Genomic DNA, 22,548 nt, shown 5'->3' with positions numbered 1-22,548 from the left:
TGTTACTCTGTTGCTACATCATAATTAATCGCCAATCCCACAAACTTGCTATAACTTGAAATACCATCTTGCTGTTGGTTCGCTTTTAAAAAATTGTCATAGAAAAATTCAAAAAACGTATCAATAGGCGTGTGATAACTGTTCCAAAACGCTTCGTGTTCTTCAAAGTTTTTGATAACACCTTTGTTGAGTCGGTCAAAGTATTGTTTGCTTTTTCCTTCCTGCATTCGTTCCAAATGACCCAAACAGTAACGTGTTGTAAAACTATATGCGGAATATTGAAAATACAAATCCGGATTTTGTATCGCGGTGATGTAACCGATAAAATTACATTCGCTTTCGCTGCCAATTCCGGTTTGGTGCGCCATTTCGTGACAAGTAGTAAACGGCGTCGCAAATTTAGGCTTCAATGTGTTGACCTGAGCTTCATTGGTAAACGGATTCAAATAGCCGCCAAATCCCATATAGCTCAATGGCAAACGCCAAAGCGAAGGTTTTATACTTTTCGTTTCATACGCATAATCCTGAAGGGAAGCCGGTAACTTTTCATATCCTTTTTGAGCCAGATCAAATAGTTCGTCATCGGTGTAAGGAACCACAACTGCCAGTGTATCGTTTTGTGCCAATTGCAATTGCAAAGCATTGGTTTTGGTTATCATTTTGGACGTAAAAGCTTCTAATTCTTCTATAGAATATTCTTTTTCCAACTTCAGTTTTTGAGCAATTGGAACGCGGTAATAATTCATGCCCCATAACAAATGAAAAAAGAAATAAAAAACAGAAAGCCAACTCAAAACGCTTAATCCGTTGCTTTTCCAATGCTTAAAAAATCCGGTTTTGTGTAACCAAATCCAACGTAGCAACAGCACAATAAGCAGCATATACATAATATCGCCTACGGAAAACGGAATCCAGCCCAAAACAGTTCGACTCAATCCCGCAATTTTGGGATACAATCCTTTGCTGTATGCCTTTTCAATAAACTCGGGAAAAAAGCCTAGTGTTTTGACAAGGATAATTTGGATAACCAGTAAAACAGGAAGAATATATTTTCGGTTCAAGATGTTCAATTTAAATGTAAATATACTTAGAAAATTAATTTGAAAGGAAATATACTTTGTAACTTTGTGGCTGTTTTTAAAGAAAACAAAGATTCAACAGTACTAACAATTGTTGAAGTCATTGAGAAACCAAACACACAAATAATAAAACGACAAAAGAAATGAGTCAAGAAGTTAGAAACTTAGAGCCAAAAGCACTTTGGAATAAATTTGCCGACTTAAATGCAGTACCGCGTCCGTCTAAAAAAGAGGAGCGAGTAATTGCGTTTATGATGGATTTCGGTCAAAAATTAGGATTAGAAACCATCAAAGATGAAGTCGGAAACGTCATCATCAAAAAGCCGGCTACGGCAGGAATGGAAAACCGAAAAATCATTATCATGCAATCGCATTTGGATATGGTGCACCAAAAAAATGACGATACAGTTTTTGATTTTGACAATCAAGGAATCGAAATGTATGTGGATGGTGACTGGGTTCGTGCCAAAGGAACAACTTTAGGTGCCGACAACGGTTTGGGTGTAGCAACCATCATGGCGATTTTAGAAAGTACGGATATTCCGCATCCTGCGATTGAAGCGTTGTTTACCATTGACGAAGAAACCGGAATGACCGGAGCAATGGGCTTAAAAGGCGGTTTGCTAGAAGGACAAATTTTATTGAATTTAGATACCGAAGAGGACGACGAAATCGACATCGGATGTGCCGGTGGAGTAGATGTTACGGCTGTTGCCGAATATGACGAAGAAAACGCTCCGGAAGGTTCAGTGGGCTACAGAATTACCGTAAAAGGCTTGACCGGAGGACATTCGGGAATGCAAATACACGAAGGTTTAGGAAACGCTAATAAAATTATGAATCGTTTGTTGTATAACGGTTATGAGGATTTTGGTTTACAAATTGCAACGATCAACGGAGGAAGTTTGCGCAATGCCATTCCGCGTGAAAGTGTGGCTGAGGTAGTTATTGCCGAAATGTATGACGAAGCGTTTGAGTTTGACATGCAAGAAATTGTGAACGAAATCAAAGCGGAGTTCAAAACAACCGAACCTAATTTACAGGTAATCATTGAAAAATTAGACCAAGTTCCGGCGAAAGTGTTGCCTTCTATGGCGCAGTTTTATTTGGTGCGAGCGTTGTACACCGCGCACAATGGCGTGTATCGCATGAGTGCTGATTTTGAAGGATTGGTAGAAACGTCTAACAATATTGCGAAAGTAACGGTAGGCGGTGGAAACTTGAAAGTGGAATGTTTAACGCGTTCTTCTGTGGAAACCTCTAAGTTTGATTTGGCCAATGCGTTGCGTTCGGCGTTTGAATTAATGGGTTGCGAGGTAACGTTTTCGGGAAGTTACCCGGGTTGGACTCCGAACCCGAAATCGGAGATTTTAGATTTGTTGACCGAACTTTACGAAAAACAAAACGGAACGCAGTCGAATGTAGTGGCGTGCCATGCCGGATTAGAATGTGGTATTTTAGGGCAAAACTACCCGGGAATGGATATGATTTCTTTTGGACCAACGATTAAAGGCGCACACAGCCCGGAAGAAAGAGCAAGTATTTCCTCTGCACAAAAATATTGGAAATTTGTGTTGGAAATTTTAAAGAATATTCCGAGTAAGTAATTTGAGAGAATAGAGTATAGAAAATAGAGAATAAAAAACTCCCAAGTTATGCTTGGGAGTTTTTTGTTTGTTTCAAAAAGTACTAAATTTAGTATATTTGTCTTATATAAGTAATAAATATGCAAGTACTTCATACAATTGAGGATATTCATAAGGTTTTTGATACACAAGGTAGTAGTCCATTACTTGTTACTTGTGAAGATTTTAGAGATTGGGTTTGTAAATATGATAGATTTCCTAAATATTTGTTTAATGAACTTATAGCTTCTGAGTTTGCAAGATTATGGGGTATAAAAACTCCAGAAACAACTCTTGTAAAGGTAAAGGAAGAGCATATACCAGTTGATAAATATCCTAATTTGCAATTAGCATGGTTTGAAAAAGAATGTTTTGGATCTTTATATATGGAAGATTCTAAAGAGATTGATCATTCCATTTTTTCTTTATTTAAAGAAAAATCGTTTAGAAATAAACTTTCTGATAAAGAAGATTTTTTAAAGATTGCTTTATTTGATATTTGGTTAGCAAATGAAGATAGAAATTTTAATAATTTTAATTTACTATTGTATGTGTCACCAGAAAAATTATTTTTTTTCTATGCTATTGACCATGTAAATATTTTTAATTCTAGTTTTTTAGATTACGGAATAGCAGATTTAACAGAAGACGATACAATTATAAAGACAGATTTAGCAAAGATATTGTTTGGAAAGAATCGTAAATTAACACAAATTGTGGATAACTTGGTTGAAAATTTCTACCTTTGTACCGAAGAATGTCAAAATAAATTAGATGAAATATTAGATTTAGTTCCTGAATCTTGGACCATTGATAGGGAACAAATTAGACAAAGGATTATTAAAGATCTTTTTTCCGATGAGTGGAAATCTCAGTGTGTAGTCAACTTTAGAGAATTTGTACAATCTTTTATTGTAAACTAAAATGAAAACAATTTATTCTATTTTATATGTAACCTTAAATACTACTCTTAATGAAAGAATTAGTATAGGAGTTCTTATGTCTAATGGTTTTGAACATAAATTCAAATATTCGCAAGAAAAATTGAATGCTTTTAAGAGTATTATCAATAATGAAAAATTTCATGTCGTTAAAAATTATTTAAAGTCAATTGAAAATGAGTTTTTGTATAATAACGATAACTCAAATAGACTTTTTGAAAATAAAGACTTTAAAGGTAATTGGGTAAGTGAAGGTTATTTAAGCTATCTTTCAAGATATTCAAATAACATTATTCAATTTTCATCACCAAAAGTTATAGATGTAGAATTAAATAGTGATAATTTTAGAAGAGTTTTTGAAAAATATATTTTTAAATATTCAGAAGAAATTCAAGAAATTGTTAGTTTGGATATACATCATAAAGTGAAACAGAATTTATTTCCAAAAATCGAAAATAAAGTTAATTTAGAGTTGTCATTGACATCGGATGATTTTGAAAATTTATTTGCACCTATTGAAATAGATTTTATAGGGATTAATGGAATACCTGTAGCAGGTCAAACATTTGATTTTGAAAAAAAACATTATTATTTAGAGAATGATGTAACGAGGTTTGTTTCCTTGACAAAAGCTATTGAATTAGAGGGAATAAATAGAGGTAAATATTATGTTTTAGGAAGAGAACCTCAAAAAAATATTGATAAAAATCATTTGTTGTGGGAACATATTAGAGATTCAGATTTTTTAGAGTTTGTTGATGTTGATGAAATTGGAATTGTTGAGGAGTATATTAAAGAGCATAATGTAAGACCTTATTTTGTTGATAAGGACTAATTTTATTTCCTCTCCAAAAACGTTTTCCGATACTCCGTAGGGCTTTGGTTGTGTTGTTTTTTAAACACTTTGGTAAAATAGCTTTCGTCGGTAAAACCAAACTCGTGCGCAATTTCCGAGAACGTAATGTCTTCTCGTTGTACTTTTTCCACAATCAATTGCATGCGGCATTGGTTCGTGTATTTTTTCAATTCGGTATTCATTTCCTTTTTAAAAAAACGCGTCAATTGGTTGATGCTGAGGTTAAATTTATGCGCCATGTAGTCCACTTTGAGCATTTCGGGATGCCTGATGTTCTTGTGAATATGCGTTACAATACTGTTGATGTTTTTCTTTAATCGGGTGTTTTTTTGCGTGTGTGGGTTAGGCGTGTTACGCTCAATAATGGAAACCAAATTAAGTACCGGATAATAAAACAAGTCCTCATTTTTATTAGGTTCGTCATACAAAAGCGTCAAATATTCAAACAGTCGGGTGATTAAGATTTCATCTTTGGCATCAAAGGTAATTTTTCGGTTCAAAGGCGAACGCGCTTTGGCTAAACCCACGCCTTTTCCTTTGGAACTCAAAACCAATTCGCGCAATTCTAACCGAAATAAATCGGTAATCATTAAATGATAATAGGTAGTATCTTCGAGTATTTCCATCGAAAAATCTTCAAAAGGCGGTACAAAAAACAAATCGCCATTCGAAAACGAATTGGGTGTTTGATATTTGGTAAAAATACCACTTCCGTTGCGTACAAAAATAAGGTTGTATTTCTTGTTGGAAAAAGTTTTCAACTGTCCTAAAGGACAATTTTGTTGTACAATACGAATAGCCTCAAAATCTTTTTCTTTCATGATTTAAAATTAATAGAAAAATACCAATAAATAATAGAAAAGTACCGAAAATAAATTGTAGAATCACACTAATTTTGTGGTAGTAATATAAAAGATAAAGTTATGATTAGAAGAGAAATACCTGAAATTATGTTGGGAGTTCTAACGTTAAAAGAGAAAAAATATGTAACGCCTCACTATATCCGAATTGTGTTAACCGGTGACGAAATTGCTAATTTCAAAGACGCAAATGTGGGCGATAACAATAAAATTGCGATTCCTAAGTCGAAAGACGTGGTATTGAATTCGGCGAGTTTACAACAAAGAGAAACGGCAAAAGAAAACTTCTATATTCGTACCTATACGTTACGTGCTTTAGATTTAGAACAAGGCGAAATGGTAGTTGATTTTGTAGCGCATGGTGATGAAGGTCCGGCGTCATCGTGGGCAATTAAGTCCGAAGTAGGCGATAAGTTGGGCGTGATGATGAAAGTGAAAAACAAAGCGTTGTTTCCGGAGGAAGCCAATCGTTATTTTCTGTTTGGCGATCACACGGCGCTTCCGGTAGTGAGTGTTATGCTGGAAAAATTACCGACTGAAGCCAAAGGAGAAGTTTTTTTAGAGGTTTTTGACGAAAGTGATATCTTGGATTTAGAAGCACCAAAAGGAATCAAAGTGAATTGGTTATTGAATAGTAAACCCGGGCAACAGTCATCTTTGTTTACGAAGTTGAGCCAATTGAATTTGGCAACTAAAGATTTTGTTTTTGCAGCTTGTGAACACGGATTTGCGAACCAAATGCAATCGCATTTACGAGAACAAGCGGTTTTAGAACGCAAAGATTGGCAGGTTTATGCGTATTGGAAATTTGGCGCTTCGGAAGACGCTTCGGCAACGGATAGAAGAGAAGTAAGAGCCTAAAAAATCCCTCGATTGAGGGATTTTGTTTTTTTATAGCGTTATTTTAATCCCAAATTTGAGGACGATCTATTTCCATAGTTCTTAAATAGGATAGAAATTGCCCGGCGTGAACAGCTTCATGATAGCCAATTCGTAGTAAATATTGACCTAAGTTTTTCTTTTCGCCATTTCCGGGATGAATGATTTCAATTTCACTCAAATCCTTTTCAGAGAAGTTTTGGACACTTTTTAAAAACTCTTGACGATATGATTCGGCAAATTGAATTTCATCGGCAACACTGATAAAAGGTCGGTTTTCCCAAGGTGTTTTGTAGTTGCTCATGTCGCCTCGGTTGATGATGATGTTCCACCCGTAATCGGCTTCTAATACATGCCTGATCATCTGTATGGCACTCATTGCTTCTGCATCGGGTTTCCAATGGTAATGGCTTTCAGGAAGATTGTTCCAAAGTTTGATGCTTTTTCTACGGATTTCATGGAAATTGATAAGAATGAGTTCGGTTGGTGTCATAGAAAAAAGTTATTTTTGATAAGTTATAGAATTTATAATTAGTTTATGTTGTCGCTTTTAATCAAATTATTTAAGAAGAAAAGCTTATTTACTTTTGTTTTCAACAAAAATTCTCCGGAATTCGGTAGGGTTTAATCCAAAATGTCTTTTAAAAACTTTAGTAAAATGACTTTCATCTGTAAAGCCAAATTGATGGGAGATTTCAGAAAAAGTCAAATCTTCATTTTCTATTTTTTCCTTAATCAAATCAATCCGGTATTGATCAACATATTTTTTCAGCGTAACATTCATTTTTTTTAGAAAAAAACGTCCCATTTGATTAGCGCTGTAATTGAATTTTTGAGCGATATACTGTATCCTGACGAATTCTGGTCTTTCTATGTTTTTATGAATATGGGCTAAAATATCATTAATGTCCTTTTTTTCCCGTATTTGAGTGTTAATGTGCGGATTGGGTGTATTCCGTTCTATAATAGAAATTAAAGTAAGAATAGGATAAAAAAACAAATCTTCATTTCTATTAGGCTCTTCATAAATAGCTTTTAAGAATTCAAAAATTTTATATACTAAAGGTTCATCTTTTTCTGAAAAAGTTATTTTCTTATTAAGAGGTGACACGGCTTTAGACAAGTTTACCGATCTGCCTTTAGAGTTGAGAACTAATTCTCTAAGTTCGTTTCTAAAAGAGTCTGTAAAGCTTACAGAATAAAATCGTGTCATTTCAGTAGGGCGAACGGAAAAGTTTTCAAAAGGAGTAATGAAAAATAAACTTCCTGAAGAAAAAATGATTGGTGTATTTTGTTTGGTAAAAATGCCTCTTCCTGAAAGAATATAAATTAAAAAAAATTTTCTATTATTCCGAACAATAGTATCATTTGCGGAGTATTCCGAAAACGTTATAGTTATAGGTTCGAAATCTTTTTCTTGCATAATGGCGAGGATGTGGTGTAAATATACCGATAAAAAGATGTAATATACCAATTTTTTAGAGACTGACAAACTAATTTTGCAATATAAATTTTGCTATTATGACGAATGTATCAGAAAAAAAACCAAATGAAATGATGAGGGGGGTTTTATATGTTAAAAGAAGCCTTTTAATTTCTCCTCATTGTATTAGAATTATTTTAACAGGTAAAGACATTGCCAATTTTAAAAATGCTAAGGTAGGAGATAACAATAAGTTGGCTATACCTAAAGAGCAAAATAAAATATTTGATGTACTGGATTTAAAACAAAAAGAAAAATTAAAAGAAAACTTTCATGTCAGAACTTATACTTTAAGAGCTTTAGATTTAGAAAAAGAAGAAATGGTTATTGATTTTGTAGCTCATAGTGATGAAGGCCCGGCTTCTTATTGGGCAATACATGCTAAAAAAGGAGATGCTATAGGTGTAATGATGAAGGTTAAAAATAAATCATTATATACCGAAGCAAATCGTTACTTTTTATTAGGAGATCATACTGCATTACCTGTTATAAGCGTGATTTTAGAAACATTGCTCAATGAGGCTGAAGGAGAAGTTTTTTTAGAAGTTTTTGATGAGAGCGATATGTTAGATCTGAAAAAACCTGAAAATGTTAAAATCAATTGGATAGAAGATAACCATCCGGGGTTACGCTCAAGTTTGGTAAAGACAATAAAGAAAATTGAATTTCGAGAAGGAGATTTTGTTTTTGCAGCTTGTGAGCATGGATTTGCGAACCAAATACAATCTTTTTTACGGGGAAAAACGTTATTAGAACGTAAAAATTGGCAGGTTCATGCCTATTGGAAATATGGCGTTTCCGAAGATGCTTCCTCAGCTGAAAGAAAGTTAATCAGACAAAAATAAAAAAATCCCTCGAGAGAGGGATTCTTTATGTTTTTAAACCGCTACGTTATATTCTCTTAACGCATCGTTCAATGATGTTTTTAAATCAGTAGAAGGTTTTCTTTTACCAATGATTAAAGCACAAGGAACTTGGTATTCGCCTGCGGCAAATTTTTTAGTATAGCTTCCCGGAATGACAACTGAACGCGCCGGAACTACTCCTTTGTATTCAACAGGTTCATCGCCGGTAACGTCAATAATTTTAGTGGAAGCAGTCAGTACAACATTAGCACCCAAAACGGCTTCTTTTTCCACTTTAACACCTTCTACAACAATACTTCTTGATCCTAAGAAAGCACCGTCTTCAATAATTACTGGAGCAGCTTGTAAAGGCTCTAATACACCGCCGATCCCAACTCCGCCACTCAAGTGAACATCTTTGCCTATCTGAGCGCAACTTCCTACTGTAGCCCAAGTATCGACCATAGTTCCGGCATCTACATAAGCACCGATATTTACATAACTTGGCATCAAGATAACACCGGATGAAATATAAGAACCGTAACGAGCTGTAGCCGGAGGAACAACACGAACGCCTTTTTCAGCATAATTGCGTTTCAGTTCCATTTTATCGTGATATTCAAAAATACCGGCTTCCCAAGTGTCCATTTTTTGAATCGGAAAATACATTACTACAGCTTTTTTAACCCATTCATTAACTTGCCAGCCATTTTCTGTAGGTTCGGCAACTCTTAGTTTTCCGTTATCAAGTAGTTCAATAACTTCCCGAATCGCTTTTTGTGTAGTTTCTTCTTGTAAAAGGGAACGATCTTCCCAAGCTTGTTCTATAATAGTCTGTATCGCTTGCATTATTTTAATTTTTGTGCAAAGATATAATCTTTTTTATAGATAAAATTTTGCTTTATAAGTCTATTTTGTGAAAAAAATAAAGAATTGATGATTGAATGGCTTAGATTGCCTGTGGCTGTTTTGGATAAATTTAAAAAATGTTGCATTATTTTAATCGATTTTTGAGAAAAGGTTATAATTTTTCAATAACTAACTAATATATTTGCAGTAGAAATCCTTTAAATCATAATTAACATGAATATAGATGCAGATGTAGTACTGGTGGGTTCTGGTATCATGAGTGCTACATTGGGGACATTTTTAAAAGAATTAGAGCCTAATACTACGATTGAAATTTTTGAAAAATTAGAAACCGCATCAATCGAAAGTTCAGATGCTTGGAACAATGCCGGAACAGGTCACTCTGCTTTTTGTGAATTAAATTACACACCAGAAAAAAGCGATGGAACTGTAGATACAACCAAGGCTGTTAAAATTGCTGAACAATTCGAAGTTTCTCGTCAATTTTGGGCTTATTTAGTTAAAAAGAATTTAATAGAATCTCCCGAAAATTTCATTAGAACCATTCCACACGTTAGCTTTGTTTTTGGTGAAAAAAATGTTGCTTTTTTAAAACAAAGACATCTGCAGTTAACTGAAAATAATCTTTTCAAAGGAATGAAATTTTCAACTTCTCACGAAGAATTAAACCAATGGATTCCTTTAGTGATGGAAGGTCGTAAAGCCGATGAAGCTGTAGCGGCAACCTACATAAACAGAGGAACAGATGTGAACTTTGGGAATTTAACACGTAGTTTGTTTCAGTATTTAAAAACTCAGGAAGGTGTTACTATGCACATGAAACATGAGGTTTTAAATTTAGACAAAAATAAAGACGGTAGCTGGACAGTTGAAGTTAAAGACTTAGCAACCGGTAAAAAACGAAAAATAACTGCAAAATTTGTCTTTTTAGGCGCTGGAGGAGGAGCTTTACCTTTATTAGAAAAATCTAATATTGCCGAAGGAAAAGGTTTTGGAGGTTTCCCTGTAAGCGGTCAATGGTTGCGTTGTACTAATCCGGAAGTGATTAAAAAACATCATGCCAAAGTTTATGGAAAAGCAGCAGTTGGTGCTCCGCCAATGTCAGTTCCGCATTTAGATACGCGTATGATCGACGGAAAACAAGAGTTGTTATTCGGTCCTTATGCCGGATTTACGACTAAATTCTTGAAAACAGGTTCCTATACTGATTTATTCAAATCAATTAACGGAAGTAATATTTCACCAATGTTAGGAGCAGGGATGAAAAACATTCCTTTGACAAAATATTTAATTGGGCAAGTAACGCAATCACAAGAAGATCGAGTAAAAGCTTTAAAAGAATATTTTCCTAAAGCTGACGGAAAAGATTGGATGTTACAAGAAGCAGGCGTTCGTGTACAAATCATTAAGAAAGATTCGAATGGAAAAGGAATCCTTCAGTTTGGTACAGAAATCGTAAGCGCAGCCGATTGTTCCATTGCCGCTTTATTAGGAGCTTCTCCGGGAGCATCTACAACAGTAGCTATTATGCTTGAATTATTGAATAAATGTTTTTCAGAGCAAATGGCAACAGCAGTTTGGCAAACTAAAATTAAAGAGATGATTCCTTCTTATGGACAATCGCTCAATAAAGAAACAGCGCTTTTTGAAAAGGTAAGAAGCATGACTTCAGAAATATTAAAATTAGAAGCTTAAAAGTGGGATTTTCCCACTTTTGTTTTCTATATTAGATACTTAAAACGAACGAATTAACGATGGCTAGAATTTTAGCATTAGACTACGGTACCAAAAGAACAGGAATAGCAGTAACCGATGAATTGCAAATCATAGCATCCGGATTAACAACAGTTGCTACAGAGACTATTTTTCCTTTTTTAAAAGAATATTTTCAAAAAGAAAAAGTAGAAACCGTAATCATTGGAGAACCTAAACAAATGGATGGAACACCTTCTCAAAATGCTGAAGCTATAGCGAAATTTTTGATTAAATTTAAGTCTGAATTCCCACAAACAACTATTGTTCAGGTAGATGAACGTTTTACTTCTAAGATGGCTTTTCAAACCATGATTGATAGCGGATTGAAAAAAAAGCAAAGACAAAATAAGGGATTGATAGATGAAATCTCAGCAGTTATCTTGTTACAGGATTATTTAAAGATGAAAAGTTAATAAATTATATTTTTTTTAAATAAATAATCTTTTTAACTTGGTATTTTTAAATTAAATGTTAATGAAAGAAATATTAGATTCTAAAGATTTACATATCTTAGAAATACTGCAAAATGATTCAACCCTACCAGTAAAAGAAATAGGAGAACAAATTGGACTCTCATTTACTCCAACTTACGAACGGATCAAAAATCTGGAACGAAAAGGGATTGTACAAAAATATGTGGCACTCATAGACCGCATGAAAGTAGGCTTGGAAATTGTCGTGTATTGTAATGTTACACTAAAGGAACAATCCAAGCAGGCATTAATGGATTTTGAAAACACAGCAAAATCAATTCCGGAAATTCAAGAACTAATTAGTTTGTCGGGAACGTATGATTATATGTTGAAAATCGTTTCAACAGATATTTCCAGTTACAACAACTTTGTAGTTAATGTAGTGTCCAATATTCCCAATATAGGACAATATCATAGCAGCATTGTCCTAAATGAGATTAAGAAAGAAACGATGTTTAAAATTCCTAAAGCCGATAAATAATATTAAACAACTTTACTCCTCACAGCATAGAAGGCCGATTTAATTTCACTTAAGCATAGATTGCCTATGCTGCCTTCGTGTGTGTGATTTAAATTAGTTATTGGCTCGTACGTGTTATTTTCAATTTCCAAACCAATTTTTTTATAAGCTTCTCTAAACGACATGCCGTTTAAAACTTCTTGGTTTACGTTTTCAACACTAAACAAGTATTTGTATTTTTCGTCATCCAAAATATTGTCTTTAATGATGATGTGATTCAGCATGAATTTACAAATCGACAAACAATCTTTTAAGGCTTCAATTCCAGGAAATAAGCATTCTTTGGTTAATTGCCAGTCTCTATGGTAACCTGAAGGTAAATTATTGGTTAAAAGTGCTAATTCGTTTGGAATGGCTTGAATTCGGTTGCATTTTGCGCGAATCAATTCAAATACATCCGGATTTTTCTTGTGTGGCATTATGCTGCTTCCGGTGGTTAACGAATCAGGAAAGGATAAAAAACCAAAATTTTGATTCATATACAAACAAACGTCATACGAAAATTTACTCAACGTAGCCGCAATACTAGATAACGCCATTGCAACTGCTTTTTCCGATTTTCCGCGTGTCATTTGCGCATAAACCACATTGTAATTCAAATCAGCAAAGTTGAGTAATTCAGTTGTCATTTTTCGATTTAGCGGAAAAGACGAACCATAACCGGCACCGGAACCCAACGGATTTTTATTGGTCACATTATAAGCAGCAACTAAAAATTCCATATCATCGGTTAAAGCTTCGGCGTAAGCACTAAACCATAAACCAAAAGACGATGGCATAGCAATTTGCAAATGCGTATAACCAGGTAAAAGTACTTTTTTATATTGGTCGCCCAACGCAATCAATTGTTCGAATAAGTCGGTGGTAAGTTGGGCAACTTCTCCTAATTCGTGCTTTAAAAACAATTTTAAATCGGTTAAAACCTGATCATTTCTCGAACGGCCACTGTGGATTTTTTTCCCGATTTCGCCAATGCGTTGTGTCAGCATAAATTCTATTTGCGAATGAATATCTTCAATTCCTTCTTCTATTTGAAATTTACCCAATTCAATTTCGCCTAGAATGGTGTTGAGTTCTTTTTCTAGAATAATCCATTCTTCATCTGAAATCAACCCGATGCTGTTGAGCATTTTAGTATGTGCTAATGAACCTAAAACGTCAAATTCAGCCAATAGCATATCAAAATCGGTATCGTTACCTACGGTAAATTTTTCGATAATGGCAGCATGATCTAAGTTTTCCGTTGATTTTTTTTGCCAAATTTTATTTCCCATTGTTATAAAATTTTAGAAAGTACGTTGATGTAAATGGATATTCCGTCTTTAATTTCGTCCAAAAAAATGTATTCGTCAGCACTATGCGAACGTGTCGATAATCCTGGTCCCATTTTTAAAGAAGCACAAGGAATTACCGCTTGATCGGATGAAGTAGGAGAGCCGTATGTTTTTCGCCCATAAGCAATTCCGGCTTGAACAAACGGATGTTCCATAGGAATTGAAGACGAATTTAATCGCAACGACCTTGGTGTAACTTCACTTTTTACGTGTTGTTGTATGATTTCGTAAACTTCTGTATTCGAATAGTTTTCTGTAGTGCGAACGTCAACGGTAAACTGACATTTGTCGGGAACTACATTGTGCTGTTCGCCGGCATGAATCACGGTAACGGTCATTTTTACTTCGCCTAATAATTCCGATTTTTTAGGAAACGAATACGATCTGAACCACAAAATATCGTCTACAGCATTTAGTAAAGCATTATCATTATTCGGATGAGCCGCGTGCGAAGGCGTTCCTTTGGCTAAACAATCTAAAACCAATAATCCTTTTTCGGCAATGGCCAAATGCATTTCCGTTGGTTCACCTACAATCGCAAATTCGATATCGCCTAATTTGGAATAAATAGACTCGACACCGTTAACTCCGGAAATCTCTTCTTCAGCAGTAGCGGTCATCACTAAATTATAGTTGAGGTTTTCTTTATCGTAGAAATAGACAAAAGTAGCCAATAGTGAAACCAAGGCGCCTCCGGCATCATTACTGCCTAATCCGAATAGTTTTCCGTCTTTTTCAATAGGTTCAAACGGATTTAAAGTATAGCTTTTATTTGGTTTTACAGTATCGTGGTGCGAATTCAACAAAATGGTAGGCTTACTTTCATTGTAAAATTTGTTGTAAGCCCAAATGTTATTTTGTTCTCTGTGATATGGAATTTGGTGTTGTTTAAAAAAATCTTCAATCAACAAAGCGGTTTGATCTTCTTCTTTGCTGAACGATTGCGTAGCAATTAATTTTTTTAGTAAATCTAAAGCGTTTTGATATAAAATATTATGTTGTTCCGTTTGTAATTCGAGTACCTTCATACGAGTTTTTATTTAAGAGCGAAAGTATCGCATCTTCTTTAATTATAAATACATTCCTGACTCCTTTTTCAATAGCGGTAAAAGCATTTTGTAATTTAGGCAACATACCTTTGTTGATGATTCCTTTTTCTTTGAGTTCCAAAAAATAGTCATAATTGATTTCCGGAATAAAAGAATTGTCATCCTCAATATTCGTTAAAACGCCTTTTTTTTCGAAAGAGTAAATCAAATTTACATCATATTTTTCAGAAAGTGAAACCGCTAATGATTGTGCAATAGTATCGGCATTGGTGTTTAATAACTGTCCATTTGCATTGTGAGTTATTGCACAGAAAACGGGGACAAGCGAATTATTTAAAAGGATTTCGATGAATTCCGTGTTGATACTTTTTTCGGTCATGTCACCTACGAAACCGAAATCGATCGGTTCAGCGGGGCGTTTAACGGTTTGAATTGCATTTCCATCAGCACCCGATAATCCGATTGCATTACAACCCGATTTTTGCAATTGGGTAACCATATTTTTATTGATGTAACCGGCATACACCATGGTTGCAATTTTTAAGGTTTCGGCATCAGTAATGCGTTTTCCGTCAATCATTTGTTGCGGAATATGTAAACTTTCAGTCATTTTTGTAGCCAATTTTCCACCTCCGTGTACCAAGATTTTTAGCCCTTTTACCTGAGCAAAATCGATCAGGAATTGGGCTAAAGTACCCGGATTGTCAATGACATTTCCGCCTATTTTTATGATGTTAATTTGTTTTGTATTCATAATTGTTCCAAAATTTTCTTGAAGACAACTTGTGCCGAATAGATTCTGTTTTTGGCTTGTTCATAAATTAATGAATTTTCGCTATCCAAAACAGCATCACTTACTTCAACATTTCGTCTTACCGGAAGGCAATGCATAATTTTTGCACTATTGGTAACCTCTAATTTTTCAGGGGTTAACATCCAATCTTCTTCCGTAGGAAGCACTTGTCCGTAATCAGTAAAAGAAGACCAGTTTTTCACGTAAACGAAGTCGGCATCTTTCAAGGCTTCTTCCTGATTGGTAGTTACTACTGCATTTTGAGTGTATTTCTCGTCTAATTCATATCCTTTTGGATGTGTAATAACAAAATCTACATCGCTTGCCTGCATCCATTCGCTAAAAGAATTAGCAACAGCATGCGGAATCGATTTAATATGTGGAGCCCAAGTCAATACAACTTTCGGTTTCGGTTTTGCTACTAGATGTTCGGTAATCGTAATACAATCGGCTAAACTTTGTAACGGATGTAAAGTCGCAGATTCTAACGAAACTACCGGAACAGTAGCGTATTTCATGAACAAGCTCAAGGTTTTTTCCTGAACGTCTTCTTCTTTATTTTTCAATCCGGCAAAACAACGAATGCCAATGATATCGCAATATTCGCTTAAAACACGAGCCGCATCTTTAATGTGTTCTACCGTTGTGCCGTTCATGATAGCTCCTTCTTCAAATTCCCAATTCCAAGCATCTTGACCGGCATTTAAAACCATAACCTCCATTCCCAAGTTTTGAGCCGCTTTTTGCGAACTCATCCTCGTACGCAAACTTGAGTTTAAAAAGACTAAACCTATAGTTTTTCCTTTGCCTAAAGTTTCAAATGCGAATGGATTTTCTTTTAAAGCTAAGGCTTCTTTTACCAATTCGTCTAAATTGGTTATATCCTTAACTGAAATAAATTGTTTCATTTTTTATGGTTATAAATTGTTTTTAAAATTATGCGTTAACAGCTGTTAGTGCTTCAAAAGCCGTAACAAACTCGTCAATTTCTGTTTTACTGATATTCAAAGCTGGAAGAATACGAAGCGTATTTGGGTTCGAAGCATTTCCGGTCAACATTTTGTATTCGTCTAAAAGTTTTTTACGAATAGGAGCACAAGGCGATTTTAATTCGATGCCAATCATTAATCCTTGGTAACGAATTTCTTGAATGGCGCTGTTGTCTTTTAATTGGGCAACCAAATAATCACCTATTTTAGCAGCATTTTCAATTAAATTTTCATCTTCCATGATTTCTAAAACCGCCAAAGAAGCGGCACAAGCCAAATAATTTCCGCCGAAAGTTGTACCTAACATGCCGTATTTTGCTTGTATTGAAGGAGCAATTAACACGCCACCAACGGGGAAACCGTTGCCCATTCCTTTGGCAACTGTAATCACATCGGGTGTGGCATTTGCAAATTGATGTGCGAAGAATTTTCCGGTTCTTCCGTAACCTGATTGGATTTCGTCGCAAATAAAAACAGCACCAAAATCGGTACAAAGTGTTCTTATTTTTTGCATAAAAGCTGTAGTCGGAATTTGAACGCCACCCACACCTTGAATACCTTCGATAATTACTGCTGCAATTTCATGTTGTTGAAAAGCTTCTGCTAAAGCGTTTTCATCATTGAATGGCAGTAAAATGAAATTATCCGATTCGTTTACCGGAGCCACAATACTTGGATTATCCGTTGCGGCAACAACAGCCGAAGTTCTTCCGTGAAAAGCTTTTGAAAAGTAAATTACTTTTTTTCTTCCGGTGTGGAAAGAAGCTAGTTTTAACGCATTTTCATTGGCTTCTGCACCCGAATTACACATGAAGAAATGGTATGCTTCGTAACCGCTCAATTGTCCTAATTTTTCAGCCAATTGGTTTTGAATCGGGATTTGAACCGAATTCGAATAAAAACCGATGTTTTGCAATTGTTCGGTGATTCTTTTTACATAATGAGGATGTGAATGTCCTACTGAGATAACAGCGTGACCACCATATAAATCTAAATATTTTGTTCCGTTTTCGTCCCAAAGATAGCTTCCTGAAGCTTTTACAGGTGTTACATCAAATAACGGATAAACATCAAATAATTTCATTGTTCAAAAATTTAAAAAGCGTTTGCTTTAAGTTGTAATCCGGTGTTTTCTTCCCAACCCATCATCAAATTCATGTTTTGAATCGCTTGTCCGGAAGCACCTTTTAATAAATTATCTATTGCCGAGTGCACTACAATAAAATCGTCTTGTTTTTCGATGTGTGCCAAGGCTTTATTCGTATTTACTACTTGTTTTAAATCAATCATCTTTTTAGACACCGTAACAAAAGCGGCATCCGCATAAAATGATTCGTATAAAGCATATAATTCGTCTAAACTCAAAGTTGTTTTAATCGTTGAACTCGTGTAAATTCCACGAGTAAAATCGCCACGCCAAGGCACAAACTGAATGCTCACTTCGTTGTTATAGCTATTTAGCGTTTTTTTAATTTCGCCCAAATGTTGATGCGTTAAGGTTTTATAAGCCGAAATATTATTGGCTCTCCAACTAAAATGCGAAGTAGGCGAAAGCGATTGTCCCGCTCCGGTTGAACCTGTAATTCCGGTAGTATAGACTTCATTCAACACATTTTTTTGAGCCAATGGTAATAGCGCCAACTGAATGGCAGTGGCAAAACAACCCGGATTAGCAATATATTGTGCTTTTTGAATGGCTTCTTTTTGAAATTCCGGTAAACCATACACAAATTCGCCCGATTCAAAAGTGCCTTCCAAACGGAAATCATTTCCTAAATCGATAATCTTGGTGTTGGTATCCAATTTATTTTCTTGCAACCAAGTTTTACTTTCTTTATGCGGTAAACACAAAAAAAGCACATCTGTTTTTTCAACAGCATCTGTGAATTTTAAATCGGTTTCACCCCATAAATCCGTGTGAATGTCTGAAACCGGTTTTCCGCTATAGGTACGACTCAAAGCAAATTGCAATTTCGTTTTCGGATGAATTTGTAATAATCGAATCAATTCTCCGCCCGTATAGCCGGCTGCGCCTATAATTCCAACTGTAACCATATTAGATTTCTAAAGGTTTTGCTTCTTTGTTTACTTGGTAATAAATGGAAAGTGAGTTACTTACGATTTTGGAAAACCCTTTCACGTCTTCTCCGGTCCAAGCATTGTTCATTTCGCCATAGCTACCAAATTTAGAAGCCATTAAATCGTGTTCTGACTCAATTCCGTTTAAGATAAATCGGTACGGTAAAAGCGTTACGAAAACAGTTCCGCTCACCATTTTTTGCGAACTTTCTAAAAAAGCTTCAATATCGCGCATGGCAGGATCAAGGAATAATCCTTCGTGTAACCAACTGCCATACCATTCTGATAATTGTGCTTTCATACTCAATTGAAATTTAGAAAGCGTATGTTTTTCTAATAAATGATGTGCTTTTAATGTGATTAAAGCTGAAGCCGCTTCAAAGCCTACACGACCTTTAATTCCGATAATCGTATCGCCCACGTGAATATCGCGACCAATAGCAAACGGAGCGGCTATTTTTTCTAAATGTTGAATAGCTTCTGATGGATGAGGGAATTCAAATCCGTTAATGCCTACTAATTCTCCTTGTCTGAAAGTCAAACTGATTTTTTCAGCTTCTGTTTTTTCTAATGGAGAAGGAAAAGCATCTTCCGGTAAATATTCGTGAGAAGTCAATGTTTCTTTCCCGCCAACGGAAGTTCCCCAAAGTCCTTTATTGATAGAATATAAGGCCTTTTCGAAATTCATTTCCACACCATTTTCTTTTAAGAATTCAATTTCGGCTTCACGTGATAATTTTAAATCACGAATAGGTGTAATGATTTCAATTTGCGGACAAATTACCGAAAAGATCACGTCAAAACGTACTTGATCATTCCCTGCTCCGGTACTTCCGTGTGCTACAGCATCGGCATTAATTTGCAATGCATAATTAGCAATACTTGTCGCCTGAATAGTTCTTTCGGCACTAACCGATAACGGATAGGTGTTGTTTTTTAAAACATTACCAAAAACCAAATATTTAATACAACTGTCATAGTAACTTTTTACAGCATCTACACAATGGTAAGAATCAACACCCAAAGCCAATGCACGAGTTTCGATTTGTTGGATTTCCTCATCTGAAAAACCACCGGTGTTTACAGTTACAGCGTGAACTTCGTACCCTAAAGTTTTGGTTAAATAAATAGCACAAAAGGAAGTGTCTAATCCTCCGCTAAATGCTAATACTACCTTTTTTTTCATTTTAAATTTTGATTTTCAATTGTTAAAAAAATAATCCTATTCCTTTGTTTCTAAATTTTACGGTTAAAATCTTTAGCAAAGAATGCTTCTTTTTCATGTTTTTCAGACGTTCTTTAGCTTTTGATTTTTGCTCGATTTTTAAGCGTTTTTCTTTTTCCTTTTCTACAGGATCCCAAAGCATGGCAGTACACATGCAGTTTTTTCGTTCTTTACTCTTTAGTATTTCGAAATTCACGCATGAAGTACAACCTTTCCAAAAATCTTCATCTTGAGTCAGTTCAGAATAAGGCACAGGTTCGTAACCTAAATCGCTGTTAATTTTCATAACTGCTAATCCGGTGGTTAAACCAAAGATTTTTGAATTCGGGTATTTGGTTCTGGAAAGATTAAAAACAGCTTGTTTAATTTTTTTCGCTAAACCAAACTGGCGGTATTCGGGGGATACAATAAGTCCTGAATTAGCCACAAATTTTTCATGGCTCCATGTTTCGATATAACAAAAACCTGCCCAATCACCGTTTTCGGTAAGTGCAATAATGGCGTTTCCCTGTAACATTTTCTTTTCTAAATATTCAGGTGAACGTTTTGCAATGCCGGTGCCTCTCACTTTTGCTGAGGCTTCCATTTCGTTACAAATAGCTTCTGCATATTGTATGTGCTTTTCAGAAGCTTGTTCAATTTTAAATACCATAGAGTTCAAATCCAAATATGGGGACAAATATAGATACAAAATTTATTTTAAATATATAATTAAGGATAGAATAACTTGATTAAATATTAATTTAGATAAAATATTTTTTTAAACATAATATTTAGGATAATTTATTTGTTTTAGGGGTGAAAAATCTATAAAAACATATAATTTAATTGTGTAATTTTGCAACTGAAAAATAAAAATGAACATGATTTTACCAGTTTATGGATACGGAGAGCCTGTTTTACGTAAAGTAGGCGAGAATATTTCAAAAGATTATCCTAATTTAAAAGAAACAATTGCTAATATGTATGAAACCATGTATCATGCACACGGTGTTGGTTTGGCGGCACCACAGGTTGGTTTAGCAATTCGTTTGTTTGTTATCGATACAGAACCATTTGCAGAAGGAGATGATGTTTCTAAAGAAGAAGCGAGTCAATTGAAAGGGTTCAAAAAAACCTTTATCAATGCGCAAATTTTAAAAGAAGAGGGAGGTGTTTGGGGATTTAATGAAGGATGTTTGAGTATCCCGGATGTTAGAGAAGATGTTTTTCGTCATGAGAAAATTACTATTGAATATTATGATGAGGATTTCAATAAGAAAACAGAGGTATATGATGGATTGATTGCTCGTGTGATTCAACACGAATATGATCATATTGAAGGAATTTTATTTACAGATCATTTATCTTCACTTAAGAAAAAATTAATTGGAAAAAAATTAATGAATATCATGGAAGGTAAAGCTCGTCCTGATTATAAAATGAAATTTGCCAACAAGAAAGGAAAATAATTAGTAAACAGTCTTTAGGAATTAGTGATTAGTTAATATAATTTAATTTTTTACTTTGTACTTTTTACTTTAAAAATATATATTTGCCATCCTTAATTAAAAATAAGATTATGAGCGTTCAAAGAATATTAGCTATATCTGGAAAACCAGGATTATATGAATTAAAATTACAAACTCGTACAGGTTTTGTAGCTGAGTCATTGTTAGACGGTAAAAAAATAACTGTAGGGATGAGAAGTAACGTTAGTTTACTTTCTGAAATTGCAGTTTACACCTATACTGAAGAAATTCGTTTGAGCGAAGTTTTCAAAGCTATTGCAACTAAAGAAAATGATGGACCAGCAATGTCGCACAAAGAGAGCGAAGCTAGTTTAAGAGAATATTTCAGAGAAGTTTTACCAGAGTTTGATGAAGACAGAGTATATACTTCTGACATCAAGAAAATTTTAAATTGGTACAATATTCTTCAACCAAAAGGTTTTGTAACTGTTGAAGCTTTAACAGAACCGGAAAACCAAGAAGAAGAAAAAGCAGCAGAATAATTGCTGAAAAATATAAAATGAAATCCTACGCTAAACCCGTAGGATTTTTTATTTTTATACGTCTAAAATAAAAATGAGAAAAAGATGAACACCCGCCAACAACAACTTGATGCCTTTAATCGATTACTTGATATTATGAACGATTTGCGGGCGAAGTGTCCATGGGATAAAAAGCAAACCCTGCAAAGTTTACGTCATTTGACTATTGAAGAGACCTATGAGTTAGGTGATGCTATTTTGGATAATGATTTAGAAGAAGTCAAAAAAGAGTTGGGCGATTTGTTGTTACACATTGTTTTTTATGCCAAAATTGGTAGTGAAACTAATGATTTTGATATTGCAGATGTAGCCAATGCTATTTGCGATAAACTAATCGTTCGTCATCCACATATTTATGGAGATGTAGTGGCTGAAGATGAAGAACAAGTAAAACAAAACTGGGAAAAAATTAAACTTAAAGAAGGTAAAAAATCGGTTTTAGAAGGTGTGCCCAAAAGTTTACCGGCATTGGTAAAAGCCAGTCGCATTCAAGACAAAGTGAAAGGAGTGGGATTTGATTGGGAAGAGTCACATCAAGTTTGGGATAAAGTTCAGGAAGAGTTACAAGAATTGCAAGATGAGGTTAAAGAAGGCAATCAAGATAAAATAGAAGCCGAGTTTGGAGATGTCTTGTTTTCGATGATTAATTATGCCCGATTTTTAAAAGTGAATCCCGAAGATGCTTTGGAACGAACCAATAAAAAATTCATCAAGCGTTTTCAATATTTAGAAGGCAAAGCAGCGGAACTAGGAAAACCTTTAGCTGATATGACCTTAGCTGAAATGGATGTATTTTGGGAAGAAGCGAAGCGCTTACCAAAATAAGGAATTAGAAAATCTCTGATTTTCAAATAACTCAAA

The 22,548-nt window shown here is 34.7% G+C and carries 24 protein-coding genes; 11 read left to right on the top strand and 13 right to left on the bottom strand.

The annotated features are described in order from the left end of the window. Window positions 1-2: 2 nt before the first annotated feature. Window positions 3-1,061, bottom strand: a complete 1,059-nt coding sequence (locus ACUSJC_RS14685; RefSeq protein WP_449270314.1) for a DUF3810 domain-containing protein — start codon at window positions 1,059-1,061, stop codon at window positions 3-5. A gap of 161 nt (window positions 1,062-1,222) precedes the next feature. Here ACUSJC_RS14685 and ACUSJC_RS14680 point away from each other — a divergent pair, with 161 nt between their 5' ends. The 3 genes from ACUSJC_RS14680 (at window position 1,223) to ACUSJC_RS14670 (ending at window position 4,480) form a co-directional block, all read left to right on the top strand. Further along, window positions 1,223-2,686: an aminoacyl-histidine dipeptidase gene (locus ACUSJC_RS14680; RefSeq protein WP_449270313.1), complete on the top strand. Its 1,464-nt coding sequence runs from the start codon at window positions 1,223-1,225 to the stop codon at window positions 2,684-2,686. A gap of 119 nt (window positions 2,687-2,805) precedes the next feature. After that, window positions 2,806-3,627, top strand: a complete 822-nt coding sequence (locus ACUSJC_RS14675; protein WP_449270312.1) for a HipA family kinase — start codon at window positions 2,806-2,808, stop codon at window positions 3,625-3,627. A gap of 1 nt (window position 3,628) precedes the next feature. After that, a complete protein-coding gene (locus ACUSJC_RS14670) occupies window positions 3,629-4,480 on the top strand; it encodes a hypothetical protein (RefSeq protein ID WP_449270311.1) in 852 nt (283 codons plus the stop codon). 2 nt (window positions 4,481-4,482) lie between these two features. Here ACUSJC_RS14670 and ACUSJC_RS14665 read toward each other — a convergent pair whose 3' ends face one another. Next, window positions 4,483-5,322 carry a helix-turn-helix domain-containing protein gene (locus ACUSJC_RS14665; protein ID WP_449270310.1) on the bottom strand — a complete coding sequence of 280 codons (840 nt, stop codon included), beginning with the start codon at window positions 5,320-5,322 and terminating at the stop codon, window positions 4,483-4,485. Window positions 5,323-5,424: 102 nt separating this feature from the next. Here ACUSJC_RS14665 and ACUSJC_RS14660 point away from each other — a divergent pair, with 102 nt between their 5' ends. Continuing rightward, on the top strand, window positions 5,425-6,222 hold the full coding sequence (locus ACUSJC_RS14660) for a siderophore-interacting protein (protein WP_449270309.1): 798 nt from the start codon (window positions 5,425-5,427) through the stop codon (window positions 6,220-6,222). 43 nt (window positions 6,223-6,265) lie between these two features. Here ACUSJC_RS14660 and ACUSJC_RS14655 read toward each other — a convergent pair whose 3' ends face one another. Together ACUSJC_RS14655 and ACUSJC_RS14650 are read right to left on the bottom strand one after the other, a co-directional pair. After that, complete coding sequence (locus ACUSJC_RS14655) at window positions 6,266-6,733, bottom strand: DinB family protein (RefSeq protein ID WP_449270308.1); 468 nt, start codon at window positions 6,731-6,733, stop codon at window positions 6,266-6,268. 84 nt (window positions 6,734-6,817) lie between these two features. Further along, the gene (locus ACUSJC_RS14650) at window positions 6,818-7,663 is read right to left on the bottom strand and encodes a helix-turn-helix domain-containing protein (RefSeq protein WP_449270307.1); all 846 of its coding nucleotides are present in this window, start codon (window positions 7,661-7,663) and stop codon (window positions 6,818-6,820) included. A gap of 98 nt (window positions 7,664-7,761) precedes the next feature. Between ACUSJC_RS14650 and ACUSJC_RS14645 the strand changes: the two genes are divergently transcribed. After that, window positions 7,762-8,568 carry a siderophore-interacting protein gene (locus ACUSJC_RS14645; protein ID WP_449270306.1) on the top strand — a complete coding sequence of 269 codons (807 nt, stop codon included), beginning with the start codon at window positions 7,762-7,764 and terminating at the stop codon, window positions 8,566-8,568. 33 nt (window positions 8,569-8,601) lie between these two features. On the opposite strand, the gene ACUSJC_RS14640 is transcribed toward ACUSJC_RS14645, so the two are convergent. Then, on the bottom strand, window positions 8,602-9,417 hold the full coding sequence (locus tag ACUSJC_RS14640) for a 2,3,4,5-tetrahydropyridine-2,6-dicarboxylate N-succinyltransferase (RefSeq protein ID WP_449270305.1): 816 nt from the start codon (window positions 9,415-9,417) through the stop codon (window positions 8,602-8,604). 234 nt (window positions 9,418-9,651) lie between these two features. Between ACUSJC_RS14640 and ACUSJC_RS14635 the strand changes: the two genes are divergently transcribed. From ACUSJC_RS14635 to ACUSJC_RS14625, 3 genes are all read left to right on the top strand, one after another. Next, the gene (locus tag ACUSJC_RS14635) at window positions 9,652-11,133 is read left to right on the top strand and encodes a malate:quinone oxidoreductase (protein ID WP_449270304.1); all 1,482 of its coding nucleotides are present in this window, start codon (window positions 9,652-9,654) and stop codon (window positions 11,131-11,133) included. 59 nt (window positions 11,134-11,192) lie between these two features. Next, window positions 11,193-11,606 carry a Holliday junction resolvase RuvX gene (gene ruvX, locus ACUSJC_RS14630; RefSeq protein WP_449270303.1) on the top strand — a complete coding sequence of 138 codons (414 nt, stop codon included), beginning with the start codon at window positions 11,193-11,195 and terminating at the stop codon, window positions 11,604-11,606. Window positions 11,607-11,667: 61 nt separating this feature from the next. Further along, on the top strand, window positions 11,668-12,147 hold the full coding sequence (locus tag ACUSJC_RS14625; protein ID WP_449270302.1) for an Lrp/AsnC family transcriptional regulator: 480 nt from the start codon (window positions 11,668-11,670) through the stop codon (window positions 12,145-12,147). A 2-nt stretch (window positions 12,148-12,149) separates the two neighbouring features. On the opposite strand, the gene argH is transcribed toward ACUSJC_RS14625, so the two are convergent. The 8 genes from argH to ACUSJC_RS14585 are packed head-to-tail and all read right to left on the bottom strand — an operon-like array spanning window position 12,150 to window position 20,316. After that, on the bottom strand, window positions 12,150-13,460 hold the full coding sequence (gene argH, locus ACUSJC_RS14620) for an argininosuccinate lyase (RefSeq protein ID WP_449270301.1): 1,311 nt from the start codon (window positions 13,458-13,460) through the stop codon (window positions 12,150-12,152). Between the two features lie 2 nt (window positions 13,461-13,462). Then, the gene (locus ACUSJC_RS14615) at window positions 13,463-14,548 is read right to left on the bottom strand and encodes a M20 family metallo-hydrolase (protein ID WP_449270300.1); all 1,086 of its coding nucleotides are present in this window, start codon (window positions 14,546-14,548) and stop codon (window positions 13,463-13,465) included. After that, window positions 14,514-15,323: an acetylglutamate kinase gene (argB, locus tag ACUSJC_RS14610; RefSeq protein ID WP_449270299.1), complete on the bottom strand. Its 810-nt coding sequence runs from the start codon at window positions 15,321-15,323 to the stop codon at window positions 14,514-14,516. The genes ACUSJC_RS14615 and argB overlap by 35 nt, the downstream gene beginning before the upstream one ends. Continuing rightward, window positions 15,320-16,270 (bottom strand): N-acetylornithine carbamoyltransferase, encoded by a 951-nt coding sequence (locus tag ACUSJC_RS14605; RefSeq protein ID WP_449270298.1) that lies wholly within the window; start codon window positions 16,268-16,270, stop codon window positions 15,320-15,322. The genes argB and ACUSJC_RS14605 overlap by 4 nt, the downstream gene beginning before the upstream one ends. A gap of 28 nt (window positions 16,271-16,298) precedes the next feature. Further along, window positions 16,299-17,435 carry an aspartate aminotransferase family protein gene (locus tag ACUSJC_RS14600; RefSeq protein ID WP_449270297.1) on the bottom strand — a complete coding sequence of 379 codons (1,137 nt, stop codon included), beginning with the start codon at window positions 17,433-17,435 and terminating at the stop codon, window positions 16,299-16,301. Window positions 17,436-17,446: 11 nt separating this feature from the next. After that, the gene (gene argC, locus ACUSJC_RS14595) at window positions 17,447-18,406 is read right to left on the bottom strand and encodes an N-acetyl-gamma-glutamyl-phosphate reductase (protein WP_449270296.1); all 960 of its coding nucleotides are present in this window, start codon (window positions 18,404-18,406) and stop codon (window positions 17,447-17,449) included. 1 nt (window position 18,407) lies between these two features. After that, window positions 18,408-19,616 carry an argininosuccinate synthase gene (locus ACUSJC_RS14590; RefSeq protein WP_449270295.1) on the bottom strand — a complete coding sequence of 403 codons (1,209 nt, stop codon included), beginning with the start codon at window positions 19,614-19,616 and terminating at the stop codon, window positions 18,408-18,410. Between the two features lie 22 nt (window positions 19,617-19,638). Next, complete coding sequence (locus ACUSJC_RS14585; protein WP_449270343.1) at window positions 19,639-20,316, bottom strand: GNAT family N-acetyltransferase; 678 nt, start codon at window positions 20,314-20,316, stop codon at window positions 19,639-19,641. 202 nt (window positions 20,317-20,518) lie between these two features. On the opposite strand from ACUSJC_RS14585, the gene def reads away from it, so the two are divergent. From def to mazG, 3 genes are all read left to right on the top strand, one after another. Then, complete coding sequence (gene def / locus ACUSJC_RS14580) at window positions 20,519-21,106, top strand: peptide deformylase (protein WP_449270342.1); 588 nt, start codon at window positions 20,519-20,521, stop codon at window positions 21,104-21,106. 110 nt (window positions 21,107-21,216) lie between these two features. Further along, complete coding sequence (locus ACUSJC_RS14575) at window positions 21,217-21,648, top strand: DUF5606 family protein (RefSeq protein ID WP_449270294.1); 432 nt, start codon at window positions 21,217-21,219, stop codon at window positions 21,646-21,648. An 84-nt stretch (window positions 21,649-21,732) separates the two neighbouring features. Beyond that, on the top strand, window positions 21,733-22,512 hold the full coding sequence (gene mazG, locus ACUSJC_RS14570) for a nucleoside triphosphate pyrophosphohydrolase (RefSeq protein WP_449270293.1): 780 nt from the start codon (window positions 21,733-21,735) through the stop codon (window positions 22,510-22,512). Window positions 22,513-22,548: the final 36 nt, after the last annotated feature.

It is taken from the genome of Flavobacterium sp. U410, from assembly GCF_053570605.1.
This window is presented reverse-complemented; position numbering and strand designations above follow the sequence as displayed.